The following is a 17265-nucleotide window of genomic DNA, read 5'->3' on the forward strand; positions in this document are numbered from 1 at the left end:
TTCCCTCCTGACGGGAATGTGTTCTACGCGATCACTTCGGTCTCCAACAAACGGCGGATCTCCCGCCAGTTCTCTTCCAGGCGACTGGCGAAAAACTGTTCGGCGGCATCGGCATCGCCGCGCCGGATGGCATCGATGGCGCCGCGCCACAGGACGATGGAACGGCGGCGCCGCTCCGGGGACTTCAGCCCCAGGCTGGTGTAACGCAGCATCTGCATGGACAGCGAAGCGATCAGCGGAAACAGGCGTTCATTGCCGCACAGCGCCGCGCACAGCAGGGTCATCTGGGCCGCGGTCTCGCCGTAGCGGCGCGCGGCGTCCGGATCCTCGGCCGTCTCGCGCAGGGTGCCGAAGCCGATCTCCAGCAATTCCAGCAAGCGTTCGGGACGGTGCCCGGCCGCCAGGCGTCCGACCAGCCGCACCAGGCTGGCGCGGACCTCGAACAGGTCCTTGATTTCCTTTTGCGCCAGGAAGGTTGCCCGGGCACCCCGCCGGGCGTGTATGCGCACCACGCCCTCGCGCTCCAGCAGGCGCATGGCTTCGCGCACCGGGCTGCGGCTGACGCCGAACTGCTGGCCGATCTCCTGTTCGCGTATCCATTCGCCCGGAGCGATGGCATGCGAGATGATGCGGTCGCCAACGCTGGCCGCGATCTGCTCGGGCAGCGTCAACGTATTGGACGGCCCGGCGAACACCCACCAGAACGCGATGGGCGTGCCGCGGTCCTCTTCGAAGGCCTGCAGGAACGCCGCGGCGCGGCTGGTGTCCGGCGGCGCCGGCCGCGCCGGTGTCACGGGCGCACTCCCGCGCGCAGCTTGGGCCCCAGCGTGGTCCGCAACCGCCCCTGCGCGGCGTCGATAAACTGACACAGGTAAGGCCGCGTCTCGCGCGGGTCGATCAGGTCCTCCACCGCGAAAGCCTCGGCAGTGCGGAACGGCGAAGACAGCGCCCGCAGCTCGGCCTCGATCTCGGCTTCGCGCGCGGCCGGATCGGCGGCGCCCTGGATGTCGGCGCGGTAGGCCGCCTTGACTCCCCCTTCGATGGGCAGCGACCCCCAACTGGCGGACGGCCAGGCAATCTTGAAATTCAATCCGGAACGGTCGATCACGCTGCCGCCCGCGACCCCGAAGCACTTGCGCACCAACACCGTGTAGATCGGCACCGTGGCCTGCGCCAGCACGTAGCGCTGCTGGATGCCGAAGCGCATGATCGCCTCGGATTCCGATTCGACCCCGATCAAAAGGCCCGGCACGTCCACGAAGAAGACCAGCGGGATGTTGAAGGCATCGCACAGGTCGATGAAGTGCGTCTGCTTGCGCGCCGCCTTCACGTCGACGATGCCGCCAAACATGGGATTGTTCGCCACCACGCCGACGACCTTGCCATTCATCCGTGCGAGCATCGTAATGACGGCGCGGCCGAAACCCGGCTGGATCTCGAACTCCGACCCCTGGTCCACGACCATGCCCACCAGTTTCTTCATGTTGTAGGCCTGGCGTTCGGAACGGGGAACGATGTCGACCAGCGCATCCTCGCAGCGGTCCACCGGATCACCCGACATGAGCACGGGCGGCAGTTCCCAGGCGTTCTGCGGCATGTACGACAGGAAACGCCGGATCTGCGCCAGGCAGGTTTCCTCGTCCGGCGCCACGTTGTCGATCGTGCCGGCGGTGTCGGCGGCGATCTTGGCGCCGCCCAGGTCGTTCTTGTGCAGCTTGACGCCGAAGGCGCGTTCGACCACCGGCGGGCCGGCGGCGAAGATCTGGCTGCTGTCGCGCACCATGACGGTCCAGTGGGCCAGCATGGCGCGCCCCGCCGGGCCGCCCGCCACCGTGCCCATGACCGCGCTCACCACGGGTACCATCCCCATCAGCGAGGCCGAGCGCTCGAAGCCGTCCTGGCCGTAGCCGGGCGTGACCGAATAGCCCTTGCGCTTGACCGTGTTGACGGTACCGCCGGTGCCGTCGATCAGGTTCACCAGCGGAATGCGGTAGTGAAAGGCCAGGTCCTCGACGAAGCCGCCCTGCCCGCCCTTGCGGCGGTCGCTGCCGAAGCCGGTACCGGCGCGGATGGTGTAGTCCTCGCCCCCCACCGCCACGGGCCGGTCGGAGATGCGCCCCAGTCCCATCACATAGGGCGCGGGCTCGAAGCCGGCCAGCTTGCCTTCCGTATAGACCGCCCGCCCCGCCAGTTGCCCCACCTCCTGGAACGAGCCGGCATCCAGCAGCTTGTCGATGCGTTCGCGCACCGTCAGCTTGCCGGCATCGTGCTGGCGCGCCACCGACGCCTCGCCGCCGCATGCCCGCGCCAGCTCCCGCCTGCGCCGGATCTCGTCCGCCTCCGCCCGCCAGCTCATGCCGTCTCCTCGGATCGGTGAATGTCAGATCACTATAATTGCCTGCTTTATTATTGTCGACAATATTATTGGATATCTAAGCCCATCTCAAATCCGCTCCTCCCAAAAAGAGTGCTCTATTGAGCCTAGTCTGACTTTGAGAAACTCCGATGTGACGCTATATCTGAACACTCCACCCTCAGGGATGCGCACCCGCCTTCCAGGTCATTCAAGAATTCGCATATTTATGCAAGTACAAGCATAATTTGAACTATGAAGCCTCTCAGGTTCGTTGATTCCAGCCAAAGGGATCTACGCGAGATGCCCGTGGACGCGAGACATGCGTTGGGCCTTGAGCTAATGGCAGTGCAGTACGGCGCAGAACCAGCAGATTTCAAACCCCTGCCCGGTGTGGGTGCGGGAGCATACGAAATACGTTACCGGGATACCAGTGGCGCCTTCCGCGTAATTTACGTCGCCAAGTTCGCCAACGCTATCTACGTGCTGCACGCCTTCCAGAAAAAGCCCCAGAAAACGCCGAAACCGGATCTGGACCTGGCGGCTGCCCGCTACAGGAAACTGATCGGAGCACTGAAATGAACAAGCAAGACATCACCATCACCGAAGGTAGCGGCAACGTCTTCATGGATCTGGGCTTCGATCCTGCTGAAGCCGAAGTGATGAAGCTGCGCGCCGAGGTGATGATTCGCACGGCGCAGCGTCTCAAAGAGCAAGGCTGGACGCAGGCCGAGGCCGCTCGCCATCTTGGAATTACCCAGCCGCGCGTTTCTCGGCTGATCAAGGGCAAGGTTGAGGATTTCAGCCTGGATATGTTGTTGACGTTGGCGGCACGGGCGGGATTGCATCCGGAACTGCGGTTCACTGCATGATGGCCTAGACGAGCGGCGCGGTCGGGCGCCGCTCCCTGCCGCGCCTACTTGCTCCTGCCTTCGCCCTCGTAGGCGAACTTGCCGTCGCGCACGATGCCCATGACGCGCGAGCGCTCGTCGAAGCCCTGATGGTCGCTGGCCGAAATGTTCAGCACGCCGTTGGGCACGGTCAGGTTGGAGGTCGACTCGATCGCGTCGCGCAGCGCGGCGCGGAACGCCGGCGTGCCCGGCTTGGCGCCCGTCTTCAGCGCGCGGCCCACCGCGTCGTCCAGCAACATCCAGGCGCCCCAGGCGTCGCCCGCGAACTGGGTGACCGAGCCGGCGCCGAACCTGGCTTCATAGCGGTCGACGAACTCGGTCGCCACCTTCTTGACCGGGTGCGAAGCGGGTAGACCGTGCGCCACCACGCCTGGGCCGGTCGGGAACAGCGTACCCTCCACGGCCTTGCCGCCCAGGCGCAGGAACTCGGGCGTGGCGATGCCGTGCGTCTGGTAGAGCTTGCCCCGGTAGCCGCGATCGACCAGGGTTTTCTGCGGCAGCAGCGCCGGGGTGGACGACGCGGCCACCAGGATGGCGTCGGGCTTGGCCACCATCAGCTTGAGCACCTGCCCGGTCACCGAGGTATCGGTGCGGTTGTACCGTTCGTTCGCGACGACCTTGATGCCGGCCTTCTGCGCCAGCGGCGAGAACTCGTTCCACCAGCTCTCGCCGTAGGAATCGTTGAAACCGATGAAGCCGACCGTCTTCACCCCGGCCCGGACCATGTGCCCGACGATGGCGCTGGCCATGAGCGAATCATTCTGCGGCATCTTGAAGGCCCATTTGCGCTTGGGGTCGGCATGGGGCTCGATGATGGAGGCGTTGGCCGCCAGGGCCACCATGGGCGTCCTGCTTTCGGCGATCACGTCCAGCACCGCCAGCGCGGCCGGCGTGGTGTTGGGGCCGACCAGGACGTCGATGTGCTGCTCGGACGTGAGCTTGCGCACGTTGGTGACGGTGTTGGTGGGGTCGGACGCGTCGTCCAGGATGATGTAGGTGGCCTTCTGGCCGCCCAGCGTGGGCGGCCACATCATGACCACGTTCTTGGAGGGAATGCCGATCGCCGCCGCCGGGCCGGTGGTGGCGAGGTCGATGCCGACGGTGATGTCCGCTCGCGCGGCCGACGCCAGCGCCAGCCCGGCCAGCAGGAAGCCGCGCAATGCCCATGATTTCATTTGAACCCCCGGAATGAGAACCGGCCGGAAAAAACCCACGCGGCGGGGCCGGCCATGTCCGCTAGTTTACGCCGCCGGGGGGCCGGCGGACGGGTCACTCCCGGGTCATTCGAGCAGGTCCGCCCCCAGTTCCCCCGAGGCGATGCGCACATCGACTTCCGCCTGCATCACGGCTTCGAGCAGGTCCAGGTAGGTGTTTTTCTTCTCCGCCACGGCCTGGATCGCATCGACCAGGTCGAGGATGCTGCCCCGGCCCAGCGTGTAGGAATCCTGCGCCATCTGCCGCAATTGCGGGACCATGGACAGTCCTTCCTTCTCGAAGCGGTCGGCCAGTTGCTGGCGCCGGTTGAGCTGTTCGGTGGCGCGGCGCAGTTCGCTTTCCGCGGCCACGACGATGGCGCGGCTGCGCAGGCGCATGCCGTCGGCCTCGGCGGCGGCGCGCGCGATGGGCCCCTGGTTGCGATCGAACAGCGGGATGGCTACCGACACGCCGTACTCGGTGCTGCGGCCTTCGCTGTTGTTCAGCCGGCCCACCATGAAGGTAGGCGTGGGATAGGCCTGGCGCCGCTCGGCTTCCAGCTGCTTCTCGGCGAAGGCCTGCTGGGCCAGCGCCGCGCGCACCGTCGGCAGGCGGTTCTGCGCCTGCGGCCAGATGGCGTCGAAGTTCAGGGCGGTCCAGTGCGAGACGATGGAGCCGGCCGCGCGCGGCCGCCACGCCGGCGCGCCCACGGCGGCCGCCACCCGGGCCGACGCCTGCAGCGTCTCGGCCTGGGCCTGGGCCAGTTGCGCGTCGAGCGAGGCGCGCTCCACCTCGAGCCGGGTCAGGTCGTAGCGGCTGCGGGCACCCGCCTGGACCTGGCCCTGCACGATGCGGAACGCCCCCTCCAGGTCATCCTTGGCGTCCAGCCAGCGCTTCTCCCGTTCCTGCGACACCAGCAGCGACATGAAGTCCCGCGCCGCATCCTGCAAGGCCTGGGCATAGATCAGGCGCAGTTGCGCCCGGGCCGCGTCGACCCCGCTCCTGGCGCTCTCGATCCGGGCCCCGCGCTGGCCGAAGATGGGAATGTCCTGCGAGATGGTGGTTTCCTTCTCGCCGCGCTTGTGGGTGTAGCCCACGCTGGGGTTGGAGAAAGTCTGGGCCGTCATCAGGTCGGCCTCGGCCATGGCCACCTGGGTGCGCTCGGCCTGCAGCGCGGGACTGGAGGTCTTCACCAGCTCCAGCAACTGGGGCAGCGACACATCGGTGCCCAGCGCCACGGGAAGATCGGCGGCCCGCGCCGCCGGCAGGCAGAGCGCGACCAGCAGGATACCTAGATACTTACGCATTATCGTTGTCCATAGTTGCCGTGTCGCGCTCCTCGGCGGTCAGCATGCGCCGGGGTCCCAGCCAGGCATACAGCACCGGCAGGACGAACAACGCCACCAGCGGCAGCACCGCCATGCCCCCCACCACCACGGAGGCGAACGGCCGCTGGGTCTCGCTGCCCACCCCGGTGGACAAGGCCATGGGCAAAAGGCCGATCAGGCCCAGCAACGCCACCATCAGGATGGAGCGCATGCGCTCGGCGGCCCCCTCGACCAGCGCGGGAACCAGTGCCACGCCTTCGCGCCGCAGGTTCTCGACCGCGCTCAGGACCAGCAGGCCGGCCAGGGCCACCTGGCCCAGCAGCGCGATGAAGCCGATCGCCGCGCTGATGGACAGGTCGATGCCGGTCAGGTGCAGCGCGATGATGCCGCCTATCATCACGAACGGCGCGGTCAGCAGGATGATGCTCGCGCTGCGGGCGCTGCCCAGGGCGCTGAAGAGCAGGACGAACACCACCAGCAGCGACAGCGGCACGACGATCTTCAGGCGCTCCGAGGCCCGCTGCTGGTTCTCCCACTGGCCGCCCCACTGGGCGATGTAACCCTCGGGCATCTTCACATTCTTCTCGAAGGCGGCGATGGCGTCCTTCACGACCGAGCCCATGTCGCGTCCCTGGACGTTGAACTTCAGCGCCATGTAGCGGGCGTTGCCCTCGCGGAAGATCGAGGAGTTGCCCACCTTGAAGCTGACGCTGGCCAAGGCGTGCAGCGGCACATAGGTGCCGTCGGGCGCGGAGACCTGGATTTCGCGTATGCGCGCCTCGTCCATCCGGTCCGCGTACGGCAGGCGCACCCGCACGGGTACGCTGCGCTCGCCTTCCCAGGCCGTCGTGACCACCTTGCCTGCCAGCGCGGTCTCGACCGCGGTGTCGGCCACTTCCATGGAAATGCCGTAGCGGGCCAGCGCGTCGCGGTTGAATTCGATGTGCAACTGCGGAGCCGGGGCGTCGCGGTAAAGATCCAGGTCGACCACGCCTTCGATATGGCTGACGGCCTCCTTGGTCTGCTGCAGGATGCCGCGCATGGTCTCGATCTCGGTGCCGAACACCTTCAGCACCACATGGCCGCGCGCGCCCGAGGTCGATTCCTCGACGCTGTCGCGGATGGGCTGGGCGAAGTTGAACTGCACGCCCGGGATGTCGGCCAGCGACTGGCGCATCTGCGCCACCAGCTCATCCTTGCTCAGGCCCTTGCGCCACTGCGCGCGCTCCTTCAGCCGCACCAGCACCTTGGCGACGTTGATGGTCTCGTTATCGGTACCGTCCTCCGGCCGCCCCTGCTCGCTCGTGACGGAAATGGCCTCGGGCACCTCTTTCAGCCGCATGCGTATGGTGCGCAGCAGCTCCTGCCCTTTCTCCAGCGAAATCGAGGGCGGCATCTGCACCAGCACATAGGCATCGCCCTCGTCCAGCTCCGGCAGGAACTCGGTCCCCAGGTGCGAGCCGGCATAGAGGGCCAGCAGCAGCGCCACCATCGCCACGGCGAACACCTTGCGCCGGTTGCGGCCGCTTTCCAGCACCCGCGCGATCCACCGGGAATAGGCGTGATGCATGCGCAGGAAGACCGCCGGCTCGGGCGCCACCACGTCCTTGGGACGCAGCAGCAGCGCGCACAGCGCGGGCACCAGCGTCAACGCGAACACCAGCGCGCCGACCAGCGCGAAGGTGTAGGTCATCGCCAGCGGACGGAAGATGCGCCCCTCGATGCTTTCCAGCGAAAACACGGGGATCAGCGCCGCGATCACGATGGCCATCGCGAACAGCGTCGGCTTGGCCACCGACATGGCGGCCTCGATGATCAGCTCGAACATGTCGCGGCGCGAGGCGGGTTTTCGCAGCCTGGCCTTGTGGATGATGGCCTCGGTCAGCACCACCGCGCCGTCGACGATGATGCCGAAGTCGATCGCGCCCATAGAGATGAGGTTGGCCGGCATGCCCAGGAAATGCAGCCCGACGAACGCCACCAGCAGCGACAAGGGAATGACCACCGCCACGATCAGCGAGCCGCGCAGGCTGCGCAGGAACAGCCACAGCACGCCCACGATCAGCGTCGCGCCGAACAGCAGGTTGTGATAGACGGTATGCAGCGTATGGCCGACCAGGTGCGACCGGTCGTAGCTCGGTTCGATGCGCATGCCCGTGGGCAGCATGTGGGCGTTGATCTGGTCCACCTTCGCGTGGACCTGGTCCAGCACCTTGCTGGGGTTCTCGTCGCGCTTGAGCAGCACGATGCCCTCGACGATGTCGTCCTCGTCGTTCATCCCCACCGAACCCTGCCGCGGCGTATAGGACTGCACCACGCGGGCCACGTCCTTGACCCGGACCGGCGTGTTGTTGTGCACGTCCAGCACGATGGTCTCGATATCGCGCGGCGTGCGCAACAGGCCGATGCCCCGGATGATCAGCGACTGCTCGCCGCGGCGCAGCAATCCGCCGCCCACGTTCTGGTTGGATTTCGAAACGGCGTCGACCACCTGATCCAGCGTCAGGTTGTGCGCCATCAGCTTGGCCGGATCCACCTCGATGTGGAACTCCTTGACGAAGCCGCCCATGCTGACCACGTCGGCCACGCCCTGGATCTGCTTGAGGACCCGGGCCACGGTCCATTCCTGCTCCGAACGCAGTTGCGCCAGCGTGTGGCGGTCGCTGTTGAGCCGGTAATAGAAGATCTTGCCGAGCGGCGTATTGTCGGGCGCCATCTCCGGCGTCACGCCATTGGGCAGGTCGGCCGACGGCAACCGCTGGGTGACCTGCACCCGCGCGTCGAAACTCTTGGTCTTGTCGTCGAAGACCATGGTGATCATCGACAGCCCGAAATAGCTCTCGGACCGCAGCGACATCAGCCCGGGCGTGCCGTTCAGGGCCCGTTCGAGCGGGAACGTCACCTGCCGCTCGACCTCTTCCGGCGCAAGGCCGGGCGCAAGCGAAATGACGCCCACCTGGACGTTGGTGACGTCGGGATAGGCCTCGATGGCGGTATTCAGGAAGGCATAGACGCCGTAGACGGCGACGATGAGCGTGGCGGTCAGCGCCACCAGGCGGCGATGGACCACCAGCGCAATGAGTGAACGCATGGCGGATCCTTACAGCAACTGGTTGGCGGCGCCGTCGAGCAGCAGGCTGCCCTTGGTCACCACCTTGTCGCCCGGCCGGATGCCCGACAACACGGGGATATAGCCGTTGGACGGCTGGCCCAGCGCGACGGTACGCGCCTCGAACACATTGTCCGAGACCTGGACGAACACGATGGAGCGCTGGCCGTCCTTGATCAGCACCGCTGTCACGGGCACCGACAAACCCTCGGTGGCGCGGCTCTGGATGCCGGCCCGGGCCAGCATGCCGGCGCGCAGATTGGGATTGGACTCGTCCAGCGTGATGAACACCTGCCCGCGGCGGGTCTGGGCATTCAGGGCCGCCCCCACGCGCAACACCTTGCCCGCCAGCGGCCGGTCGAGCGAAGGCACCACGACCTGCACCGGCGAACCCTGGGCGATCGTGCTGAGATCGCTTTCGAAGACGTCGGCATTGATCCACAGCGCGGTCGGGTCGCCCACGGTGAACAGCGATCCGGAATCGGGCCCCACCGACGCGCCAGGCGTGGTGTTGCGGTTGATGACGACGCCCGCGCGCGGCGAGCGCAGCAACAGGGTATCGCTGCCGCCGCCCCCCAGGAAGCTGGCGGCCCGCGACGCCACGTCGGCGTTGTGCTGGGCCTCCTGCAGTTTGGCCTCGGCCACGACCAGCTCGGCCTCGATGCCGATGCCCTTCTCCATCATCAGCCGCTGGCGCCTGGCTTCGGCCTGGGCCACCCGCAGCTCGACCTGGGCATTGGCGTAGTCGGCGCGCACGCGCGAGGCGTCCGGGCTGGACAGCGTCGCCAGCGGCGTCCCCGCCTTGACCACGTCGCCCACCTGGGCCTGGACCAGGAGAATGCGGCCGGATGCCGGCGCCACCACTTCGGCCACCTGCCCCTCGCGGAAAGCCACCCTGGCCGGCGCCCAGACGACGTGCGCCGTGCCCTGGGTCCCCATTTCCTGGATTTCCATGTATTGCAGGGAAGCGGGCTTGACGCGGACCTGGCCGGGCGCGAGCGGCGCGGCGTTCTCGGTGGGAGCGGGGGGAGCTTCTTGCTTGTCCGAGCAGGCCGCAAGGGCAAGCAGACAGGTGACAGCAACAAAACGGGCAAAACGCGGCATGAGAACCCTTTGACGATTTTACGGCCCGGTTCGGTCGTCGACGCTTCCCACGGCACGACGAACTCGAAATCCGAATCGCGTGATGTTAGCCAGCGGGGGGCAGGCAGGCTATGTACAAAACATTACCGTTTCGTCATGTTACCCAACCTGGGCAGGGTAATCCGGGCCACCAGGCCGGGCGCGGCGTCGTCCAGGTCCAGGGCCGCATTGTGGAGACTGGCGATGGCGGTCACGCTGGCCAGGCCCAGGCCGTAACCCGGAACACGGCGATTCAGCCGGAAGAACCGGGTCCCCACCTTGGACCGCTCGATGGCCTGAATGCCGGGCCCGTTGTCCTGTACCACCAACGAAACGGTGTCGCCGTCGCACCGCGTGCTGACCGTGACGCGGGCGGGGCTGCCGGCGTACTTGATCGCATTGTCCAGCAGATTGGCCACCGCGCTGGCCAGCAAGTCCCTGTCGCCCGCCGCCATGACGTCCTCGTCCGTGCGCACGCGCAGCTCCACGCCCTTTTCCTCGGCCACCGGCTCGTACAGCTCCACCACGTCGGCAACGATGTCATTCAAGGATACCGGTTGGAAAGCCTGGCGCCGCGCGCCCGACTCCGCCTCGGCGATCTGCAGCAGCTTGTCGAAGACGATGGTGAGCTCTTCGATCTCGCGAATGGCGAAGGTCGTGGCCTGGGCCACCTGCGCCGGGTCCGTGCCCGGGCGGCTGGCCACTTCCAGCTTGGCGCGGATACGCGACAGCGGCGTGCGCAGATTGTGGGCAATGGTGTTGGAAACGTGCCGCACGCCATCCATCAGGATCTCGATCCGGTCCAGCATCAGGTTGATGTCGTGGCTGAGGCGCGCGAACTCGTCGTCCTTCCCCGACACCGGGATGCGCTGCGTGAGGTCGCCCGCCTCGATCTGCGCGGCGGTACGGCGGATCGCGCCGACCCGGTCTTCGAGCTGGTCGCGGAACACGATGGCGCCGATGATGGCCAGCAGCACCGACACCACCGCCGCCGCCATCAGCGCGTTGCCCACCAGTTGCTCGAGGTCCTTCTGGTCGCGCATGTCGCGGCCGACCAGCAGGATGGAACCATCGGCCAGCAGCTCGGTGCGAAACCGGCTGTACGAGATGCGCCCGTCCCGCAGCACCTGCTTTTCCACGATCCCGAAAGTGGGTTTGAGCAGGTCGCGGGAAACGGCGATATTGCCGGCCACCTTCTTGCCCGCGGCGGTCGCCAGCAGGTAGACCTCGGTGTCGGAATTGACGCCATCGGTCAGGGTCTCGGTGATGTCGTCGGCCAGCCGGCCCAGTCCATAGGCCTCGAAATGGCTGGCCATCCGGTGGCTGGCCGACACCAGTTGCCGGTCGATACGGTTTTGCAGCACGCCGATGGTCTGCACGTACAGCACAGACAGCAGCACCATCATGAACAGCACCACCGACACGCCATAGCCCAGCGCGAGCCGGAACGCGACCGACTGCCACAGGCGCCGGACGAAGGCCAGCGGTCCGGTCTGGCGGCCGGGATAGTCGCCTTCGGTCACATTCAACGCGGGGCCGCCGAGATCATGTACCCCACCCCGCGCACGGTATGGATGAGGGGAGGCGAGAAGCCGTTGTCGATCTTGTTGCGCAGGCGGCTGATCTGCACGTCGATCACATTGGTCTGCGGGTCGAAACGGTAGTCCCATACCGCTTCCAGCAGCATGGTCCGGGTCACGACCTGCTCCTGGTTCAGCAGCAGATAGACCAGCAGGCGGAATTCGCGCGGCTGCAGCGTGATGGTCTTGCCGTCGCGCTCGACGGTGCGCTTGGTCAGGTCGGCCCGGAGATTGGCGATGCGCAGCTCGCGCACGTCGTCGCGCGCGCTGGCCCGGCGATACAGGGCTTCGACCCGCGCCGCCAGTTCGGAGAAGGCGAAAGGCTTGGTCAGGTAGTCGTCGCAGCCGCCGCGCAGCCCGCGCACCCGCTCGTCCAACCCCGCCAGCGCGCTGAGGATCAGCACGGGCGTGGTCTTGCCTATGCCCCGCAGCGTGGCCAGGATGGACAGGCCGTCCACGTCGTTGGGCAACATGCGGTCCAGGATGATGACATCCCAGGCTTCGGTCATGGCGCGATTGAGCCCGTCGGCGCTGTCGCGGCAGGCCGCCACTTCGTGGCCGGCCTCCTTGAGGCCGTTGCAGATATAACGCGAAGTATCGACTTCGTCTTCGATGACCAGGCAACGCATGGCGGCTGATGATTCCCGACTGATAAGAGGCGCGTAGGGACGGCGCCGGGCTCCTATAGTCTACCCTTCGTTGCCTCGATCGGGGCCTGCCGCCTCAGGCCTCGATGACCGCCTCCAGGAATTGGCGCGTGCGCGCCTCGGCGGGATGGCCGAATACCTGCGCGGACGGACCGTCCTCGACGATGCGCCCTCCCTCGAAGAACAGCGTGCGGTCCGAACTGCGCTCGGCGAACCGCATCTGGTGCGTCACGATGATCATCGTCATGGTGCGCCGCATGGACAAATCCCGCATGATCTCCAGCACGCCCCCCACCAGCTCCGGGTCCAGCGCCGAGGTCACCTCGTCGAACAGCATGACTTCGGGCCGCATGGCCAGCGCGCGGGCGATGCCGACCCGCTGTTTCTGGCCACCGGAAAGCTTGCCGGGGTACTGGTCCAGCTTGTCCCCCAGTCCCACCATGTCCAGGTACTCGCGCGCCCGCTGCTCGGCCTCGTCCCGCCCCAGCCCCAGCACGTGCCGGGGCGCCTCGGCCACATTGGCCAGCGCCGTCATGTGGGGAAACAGATTGAAGTGCTGGAACACCATGCCTATCCTGCCCCGGACCTTGCGCAGGTGGGCCGGGCTGGCCGGGACCTCCTGTCCGCCCCGCCGCCGGGTCCACATCGACTCGCCGCCGACCAGGATGCGGCCGGCATCGGGCCGCTCCAGCGTCATCAGCAGGCGCAGCAGCGTGGACTTGCCCGACCCCGACGGACCGATCAGCGCGACCGTCTGGCCGGCCGGGATGGACAGGTCGATGCCCCGCAGCACCTCGACGTCGCCGTAGCGCTTGCTGACATTCTCCAGGGTGACACTGGCGCTCATGCGTTCTCCTCGATGTGGTGGCCGGACTCAGCCCAGCCGGGCCCCCAGGCGCCTCACGCCCCAGGCCGCCGCCAGGCTCAGCGCCAGGAAGATCAGCCCCACCAGGGTAAGCGGCTCGGTATAGCGGAACGTGGCCGAGCCGGCGATCTTGCTGGCCTGAAGCAGCTCCACCACGGTGATGGCCGACAACAGCGGCGTGTCCTTGAACATGGCAACGAAATAATTGCCCAGCGCCGGCACGATGGGCGGGATCGCCTGGGGCAGGATGACGTCCCGCAGCGTCCGCCAGCGGCCGAGATTGAGCGCCAGCGCCGCCTCCCACTGGGCGCGCGGCACACTTTCCAGGCCGGCCCGGTACACCTCGGCGCAATAGGCGGCGTAGTGCACGCCCAGCCCCAACACGCCGGTGGCCAGGGGCGAGAACCGCACGCCCGTGACCGGCAGCACGTAGAACAGGAAGAACAACTGCATCAACAGCGGCGTGCTGCGCACGAACTCGATGACCAGCGCCGAGGCCCAGGCCAGGGGCCGGAATGCCGCCCGCCGCATCAGCGCCAGCGCCAGGCCCAGCGATACGGCCAGCCCCATGCCCAGCAGGGTGGCCTGCACGGTGACCGCCAGGCCGTCCAGCAACGTGGGCAACACCGCGCGGGCATAGTCCCAATCGAACAGCGGCTGTCCGGCGGCCGTGGTCATGTCCTCCCCCGGTGGCGCGCGGCGCGCCGCTCCAGCAGCCGCATGCCGCCGTTCAGCAACTGGGCGGCGGCAAAATACATGAGCAGCGCGACGCTGAACACCTCCACCGTGCGGAAGGTCTCGCTGCGCAGCAACTGCGCGCTGAAAGTCAGGTCGGTGATGGTGATCAACGACACCAGCGCCGTATTCTTCAGCAACTCGATCAGCAGGTTGCCGGCCGGCGGGAGCATCAGCGGCACGGCCTGGGGCACCAGGATGCGCCATAGCGTGGCCCGCGGCGTCATGTTCAGCGCTACCGCGGCCTCGGCCTGCCCCTTGGGCACGTTGGCGAGCGCGCCGCGCACGACTTCCGCCCCGTAGGCGCCGGTATGCAGGCCCAGCACCAGGATGCCCGCCCAGACCGCGGGCAGCCGCAGGCCCAGCAGCGGCAGCACGTAGTACACCCAGAACAATTGCACCAGCGCCGAGGTCCCGCGGAACACCTCCACATAGCAGGCCGAGGGCCACGACAGACAGGGCCGCCGCGACATGCGCCCCAGGCCGGCCAGCAATGCCACCGGCACGGCCAGCGCGGCGGCGCCGGCGGTGAGCTGCAAGGTGACCCACAGGCCGCGCAACAGGGGCGGCAACAGATCCGCCAGGCCGGTCATGGCGGATCGGGCGCCGGTGCGGGCCCGGCGGCGGGAACCTGCCCGCACAGTTGCGCCGCGGTGACGTCGCCCGGCAGCTCGTTCCCGGTGAAGCCGAAAGGCTCGACCAGGCGCTGGTGCTCCGGCGCTCCGATGAAATGCCCCAACTCGCGGTCGAAGGCTTCGCGCAACGCCACATCGCCCTTGCGGAAACCAAACGCGCCATACCCCCGCACCACCTCGCCGTTCTCGGTCGGCTGGACGAACCCGGCCACCTTGTCGATCTGCCAGTCCGGCACTTTGGCCAGTACGTAATTCAGGGTCAGGGCCGTCGCGGCGTAGACATCCGCCCGCCCCGCCACCACGCCTTCGACCGCGCTGACCACGTCGGGAAACACCACGACCCGGGACGGCGGAACGCCCGCGCGCGCGGCGTAGTCGTTCTGCACCGCCCCGACCACCACGCCCACCCTGGCCGCCGGATCGGCCGCCGCGTCCGCGTAGCCGTGCAGCTCGCGGGGATTGTCCGTGCGCTGGAGAAAACCGTCGCCCACCCCGTAGGTAGGATTCGAAAAGGCGACCTGGCGGCACCTGTCGGGCAGCACGTACATGCCCGCGGCGATCATGTCGAAACGACCGGCCAGCAGGCCGGGGATCAAGGCGCCGAACTCGGTCAGCACGCCCTCGACCTCGCCTATGCCCAGCCGCCCCAGCACCACGCGGGCGATCTCCGGCGCTTCGCCGGTCAGCCTGCCCACCCGGCTGTCCATGTAGGCGAACGGCGCTTCGTTCGCGTAGCCGATGCGCAGCCTGCCGGCCTGGACGGCGCGCTGCAGGCTGTCGGGCTCGGCCGCGGCGCCGGCCCCGGCATCGGCCGCTCCCACCGGGCGCGCGATGCCTGCCAACCATACCGCCGTCCACGCCGCGAGAAAAAAACGAGTCATGAGCTGCCCGGGCAATACCAAGGCAAATCATATCTCTTAATAATATTTCAGTTCAAATCAATTTAAGGCGAATGATCTCGACAGCGCACGATGCCCGGACGTGAAAACGCCCCCGCGCGCGGCGTTGAGCCGCAGGTCGGGGGCGTTGGAACCAGGGGATCGCGGAGGCAAAGCCCCTGGCGCGCGGCGGCAGGCGCCGCGCGGGATGCCGTCAGGCGTCAGGCGGCGCGGCGACGGGAGTCGAAGCGGCGCGCGGGGGCGGCCTCGCGACGCTCGCCTTCCGGACCCGCCGCGCGGGGGCGATCCGCCCACGCCTGGACCGGACGTTCCCGGCGGTCACCCTCGGGGCGCTGGGGACGATCGCCCCAGGTGCGCTCGCCCTGAGGGCGATCGCCACGCGGCCGGGCCGCATAGCCCTGGCCCTCGGGCGAACGCTCGCGGCGGTCGTCCTGGAAGCGCGGTTCGTACCGGCGCTCGCCCTGGCCCTGGGCCGGCTCGCCGTGGCGGCGCTCCGGGCGGTCGCCTCGCGGGCGGTCGCCAAAGGCCGGACGCTCGTCGCGGCTGCGCTCGAATTGGCCACGGCCTTCGTGCTGCCGCTGGCCGCCGTCGCGGCCCTGGTAGCCGCTACGGCCGCCCTGGCGCCAGCCCGGCTTGCCGCCGGGGCCGCCAGGACCACCGCGGCGCGGACGGTCGGAACCGGGCCGCGGCGCACGCTGCGGCTCGAGTCCGGGAATGACCTGGACCGGGATGCTCTGGTCGGTATAGCGCTCGATGGAGCGGACCTTGTGGCGCTCGCCATGCGCGGCCAGCGTGAACGCCAGGCCGTCGCGGCCCGCGCGGCCGGTACGGCCGATGCGGTGCACGTAGTCTTCGGCCTGCATGGGCAGGTCGAAGTTGACCACGTGGCTGATGCCTTGCACGTCGATGCCCCGCGCCGCCACATCCGTGGCGACGAGGACCTGCACCCGGCCGCGCTGCATGTTGCCCAGCGTGCGGGTACGCTGGCGCTGGTTCATGTCGCCGTGCAGGGCCTCGGCGGCGAAGCCCTGGTCGGCCAGCGTATCGGCCAGTTCGTCAGCCGCGCGCTTGGTCGAGGTGAAGACGATGGCTTGCTGGATGTTGACGTCGCGCAGCAGGTGGTCCAGCAGGCGCATCTTGTGTTCCATGTCGTCCGCGTACAGCAGCGACTGGGTGATGTTGGCGTGCTTTTCCTTCTGGCTGGCGATCTCGATGCGCTGGGGCTCGCGCATCATCTTGGCGGCCATGCGGGCAACCGAGCCGTCCAGCGTGGCCGAGAACAACAGCGTCTGCCGGGTGGCGGGCGTGCGCGCCACGATGGCCTCGATGTCGTCGATGAAGCCCATGTCCAGCATGCGGTCGGCCTCGTCCAGCACCAGCACCTCGACTTCGGACAGATTCACTTTGCCGGACTGGACGTGGTCCAGCAGGCGGCCAGGGGTCGCGACCAGCACATCGACGCGGCGCGACAGCGCCTTCAGCTGGGCGCCATAGGGCATGCCGCCCACGACCGTGGTCGTGCGCAGCCAGCTCAACGCCTTGCCGTAGACACGGGTGGCATCCGAGACCTGCTGAGCCAGTTCGCGCGTGGGGGTCAGCACCAGCACGCGCACGCCGGGCGAGCGCAGCGGCGAAGCCTCGACCTGCTTGTTCAGTGCCGGCAGCATGAAGGCGGCGGTCTTGCCGCTGCCGGTCTGGGACGACACCATCAGGTCGTGCCCTGCCAGCGCCAGCGGGATGGCCCGGGCCTGGACCGGCGTAGGCTCCGCGAAACCGGCTTCGGTCAGCGCACCGACAATGGCGGGGGCAAGACCGAGTTCAATGAAAGACATGTTCATTCCTTACGTTGCGTATAGCGCAACGCAAGCCTTCCCCCGCCGGACATAC

The 17265-nt window shown here is 67.8% G+C and carries 15 protein-coding genes; 2 read left to right on the plus strand and 13 right to left on the minus strand.

Going from position 1 to position 17265, the window contains the following annotated elements; translation table 11 throughout:
* Positions 1-23: 23 nt before the first annotated feature.
* Complete coding sequence (locus tag AC1Q6E_RS14770; protein ID WP_152797459.1) at positions 24-794, minus strand: GntR family transcriptional regulator; 771 nt, start codon at positions 792-794, stop codon at positions 24-26.
* Positions 791-2356: a carboxyl transferase domain-containing protein gene (locus tag AC1Q6E_RS14775; protein WP_152797460.1), complete on the minus strand. Its 1566-nt coding sequence runs from the start codon at positions 2354-2356 to the stop codon at positions 791-793. Before AC1Q6E_RS14775 ends, AC1Q6E_RS14770 begins: the two co-directional genes overlap by 4 nt.
* 252 nt (positions 2357-2608) lie before the next feature.
* Here AC1Q6E_RS14775 and AC1Q6E_RS14780 point away from each other — a divergent pair, with 252 nt between their 5' ends.
* A complete protein-coding gene (locus AC1Q6E_RS14780; protein ID WP_492573011.1) occupies positions 2609-2935 on the plus strand; it encodes a type II toxin-antitoxin system RelE/ParE family toxin in 327 nt (108 codons plus the stop codon).
* A complete protein-coding gene (locus tag AC1Q6E_RS14785) occupies positions 2932-3225 on the plus strand; it encodes a helix-turn-helix transcriptional regulator (RefSeq protein WP_152797461.1) in 294 nt (97 codons plus the stop codon). The genes AC1Q6E_RS14780 and AC1Q6E_RS14785 overlap by 4 nt, the downstream gene beginning before the upstream one ends.
* Positions 3226-3269: 44 nt before the next feature.
* Here AC1Q6E_RS14785 and AC1Q6E_RS14790 read toward each other — a convergent pair whose 3' ends face one another.
* The 11 genes from AC1Q6E_RS14790 to AC1Q6E_RS14840 all read right to left on the minus strand — a co-directional run bounded on the left by AC1Q6E_RS14790 (position 3270) and on the right by AC1Q6E_RS14840 (position 17210).
* The gene (locus tag AC1Q6E_RS14790) at positions 3270-4439 is read right to left on the minus strand and encodes an ABC transporter substrate-binding protein (RefSeq protein WP_152797462.1); all 1170 of its coding nucleotides are present in this window, start codon (positions 4437-4439) and stop codon (positions 3270-3272) included.
* 105 nt (positions 4440-4544) lie between these two features.
* Entirely contained in the window at positions 4545-5765 is a 1221-nt protein-coding gene (locus AC1Q6E_RS14795; RefSeq protein WP_152797463.1) for a TolC family protein, read from the minus strand.
* Complete coding sequence (locus AC1Q6E_RS14800) at positions 5758-8877, minus strand: efflux RND transporter permease subunit (protein WP_152797464.1); 3120 nt, start codon at positions 8875-8877, stop codon at positions 5758-5760. Before AC1Q6E_RS14800 ends, AC1Q6E_RS14795 begins: the two co-directional genes overlap by 8 nt.
* A 9-nt stretch (positions 8878-8886) precedes the next feature.
* Positions 8887-9999, minus strand: a complete 1113-nt coding sequence (locus tag AC1Q6E_RS14805; protein WP_152797465.1) for an efflux RND transporter periplasmic adaptor subunit — start codon at positions 9997-9999, stop codon at positions 8887-8889.
* 122 nt (positions 10000-10121) lie between these two features.
* Positions 10122-11540 carry a sensor histidine kinase gene (locus tag AC1Q6E_RS14810; protein WP_296559228.1) on the minus strand — a complete coding sequence of 473 codons (1419 nt, stop codon included), beginning with the start codon at positions 11538-11540 and terminating at the stop codon, positions 10122-10124.
* A gap of 2 nt (positions 11541-11542) precedes the next feature.
* Positions 11543-12226, minus strand: coding sequence for a response regulator transcription factor (locus AC1Q6E_RS14815; protein ID WP_152797466.1), 684 nt, complete (start codon positions 12224-12226; stop codon positions 11543-11545).
* Positions 12227-12320: 94 nt separating this feature from the next.
* The gene (gene ehuA / locus AC1Q6E_RS14820; RefSeq protein ID WP_492573012.1) at positions 12321-13091 is read right to left on the minus strand and encodes an ectoine/hydroxyectoine ABC transporter ATP-binding protein EhuA; all 771 of its coding nucleotides are present in this window, start codon (positions 13089-13091) and stop codon (positions 12321-12323) included.
* A gap of 27 nt (positions 13092-13118) precedes the next feature.
* Complete coding sequence (gene ehuD, locus AC1Q6E_RS14825) at positions 13119-13787, minus strand: ectoine/hydroxyectoine ABC transporter permease subunit EhuD (RefSeq protein ID WP_152797468.1); 669 nt, start codon at positions 13785-13787, stop codon at positions 13119-13121.
* Positions 13784-14437, minus strand: coding sequence for an ectoine/hydroxyectoine ABC transporter permease subunit EhuC (gene ehuC, locus AC1Q6E_RS14830; RefSeq protein WP_152797469.1), 654 nt, complete (start codon positions 14435-14437; stop codon positions 13784-13786). The genes ehuD and ehuC overlap by 4 nt, the downstream gene beginning before the upstream one ends.
* The gene (gene ehuB / locus AC1Q6E_RS14835; RefSeq protein WP_492573013.1) at positions 14434-15360 is read right to left on the minus strand and encodes an ectoine/hydroxyectoine ABC transporter substrate-binding protein EhuB; all 927 of its coding nucleotides are present in this window, start codon (positions 15358-15360) and stop codon (positions 14434-14436) included. Before ehuB ends, ehuC begins: the two co-directional genes overlap by 4 nt.
* Positions 15361-15578: 218 nt before the next feature.
* On the minus strand, positions 15579-17210 hold the full coding sequence (locus tag AC1Q6E_RS14840; protein WP_152797471.1) for a DEAD/DEAH box helicase: 1632 nt from the start codon (positions 17208-17210) through the stop codon (positions 15579-15581).
* Positions 17211-17265: the final 55 nt, after the last annotated feature.

This window comes from Pigmentiphaga sp. MLSB6-MA01 (assembly GCF_058793475.1).

Coding starts and splice junctions, on each gene's coding strand:
- AC1Q6E_RS14815 (WP_152797466.1), bottom strand. CDS start 12,226: ATGCGTTGCCTGGTCATCGAAGACGAAGTCGATACTTCGCGTTATATC.
- AC1Q6E_RS14795 (WP_152797463.1), bottom strand. CDS start 5,765: ATGCGTAAGTATCTAGGTATCCTGCTGGTCGCGCTCTGCCTGCCGGCG.
- AC1Q6E_RS14840 (WP_152797471.1), bottom strand. CDS start 17,210: ATGTCTTTCATTGAACTCGGTCTTGCCCCCGCCATTGTCGGTGCGCTG.
- ehuB (WP_492573013.1), bottom strand. CDS start 15,360: ATGACTCGTTTTTTTCTCGCGGCGTGGACGGCGGTATGGTTGGCAGGC.
- AC1Q6E_RS14805 (WP_152797465.1), bottom strand. CDS start 9,999: ATGCCGCGTTTTGCCCGTTTTGTTGCTGTCACCTGTCTGCTTGCCCTT.
- AC1Q6E_RS14785 (WP_152797461.1), top strand. CDS start 2,932: ATGAACAAGCAAGACATCACCATCACCGAAGGTAGCGGCAACGTCTTC.
- ehuD (WP_152797468.1), bottom strand. CDS start 13,787: ATGACCACGGCCGCCGGACAGCCGCTGTTCGATTGGGACTATGCCCGC.
- AC1Q6E_RS14775 (WP_152797460.1), bottom strand. CDS start 2,356: ATGAGCTGGCGGGCGGAGGCGGACGAGATCCGGCGCAGGCGGGAGCTG.
- AC1Q6E_RS14790 (WP_152797462.1), bottom strand. CDS start 4,439: ATGAAATCATGGGCATTGCGCGGCTTCCTGCTGGCCGGGCTGGCGCTG.
- ehuA (WP_492573012.1), bottom strand. CDS start 13,091: ATGAGCGCCAGTGTCACCCTGGAGAATGTCAGCAAGCGCTACGGCGAC.
- AC1Q6E_RS14800 (WP_152797464.1), bottom strand. CDS start 8,877: ATGCGTTCACTCATTGCGCTGGTGGTCCATCGCCGCCTGGTGGCGCTG.
- ehuC (WP_152797469.1), bottom strand. CDS start 14,437: ATGACCGGCCTGGCGGATCTGTTGCCGCCCCTGTTGCGCGGCCTGTGG.
- AC1Q6E_RS14780 (WP_492573011.1), top strand. CDS start 2,609: ATGAAGCCTCTCAGGTTCGTTGATTCCAGCCAAAGGGATCTACGCGAG.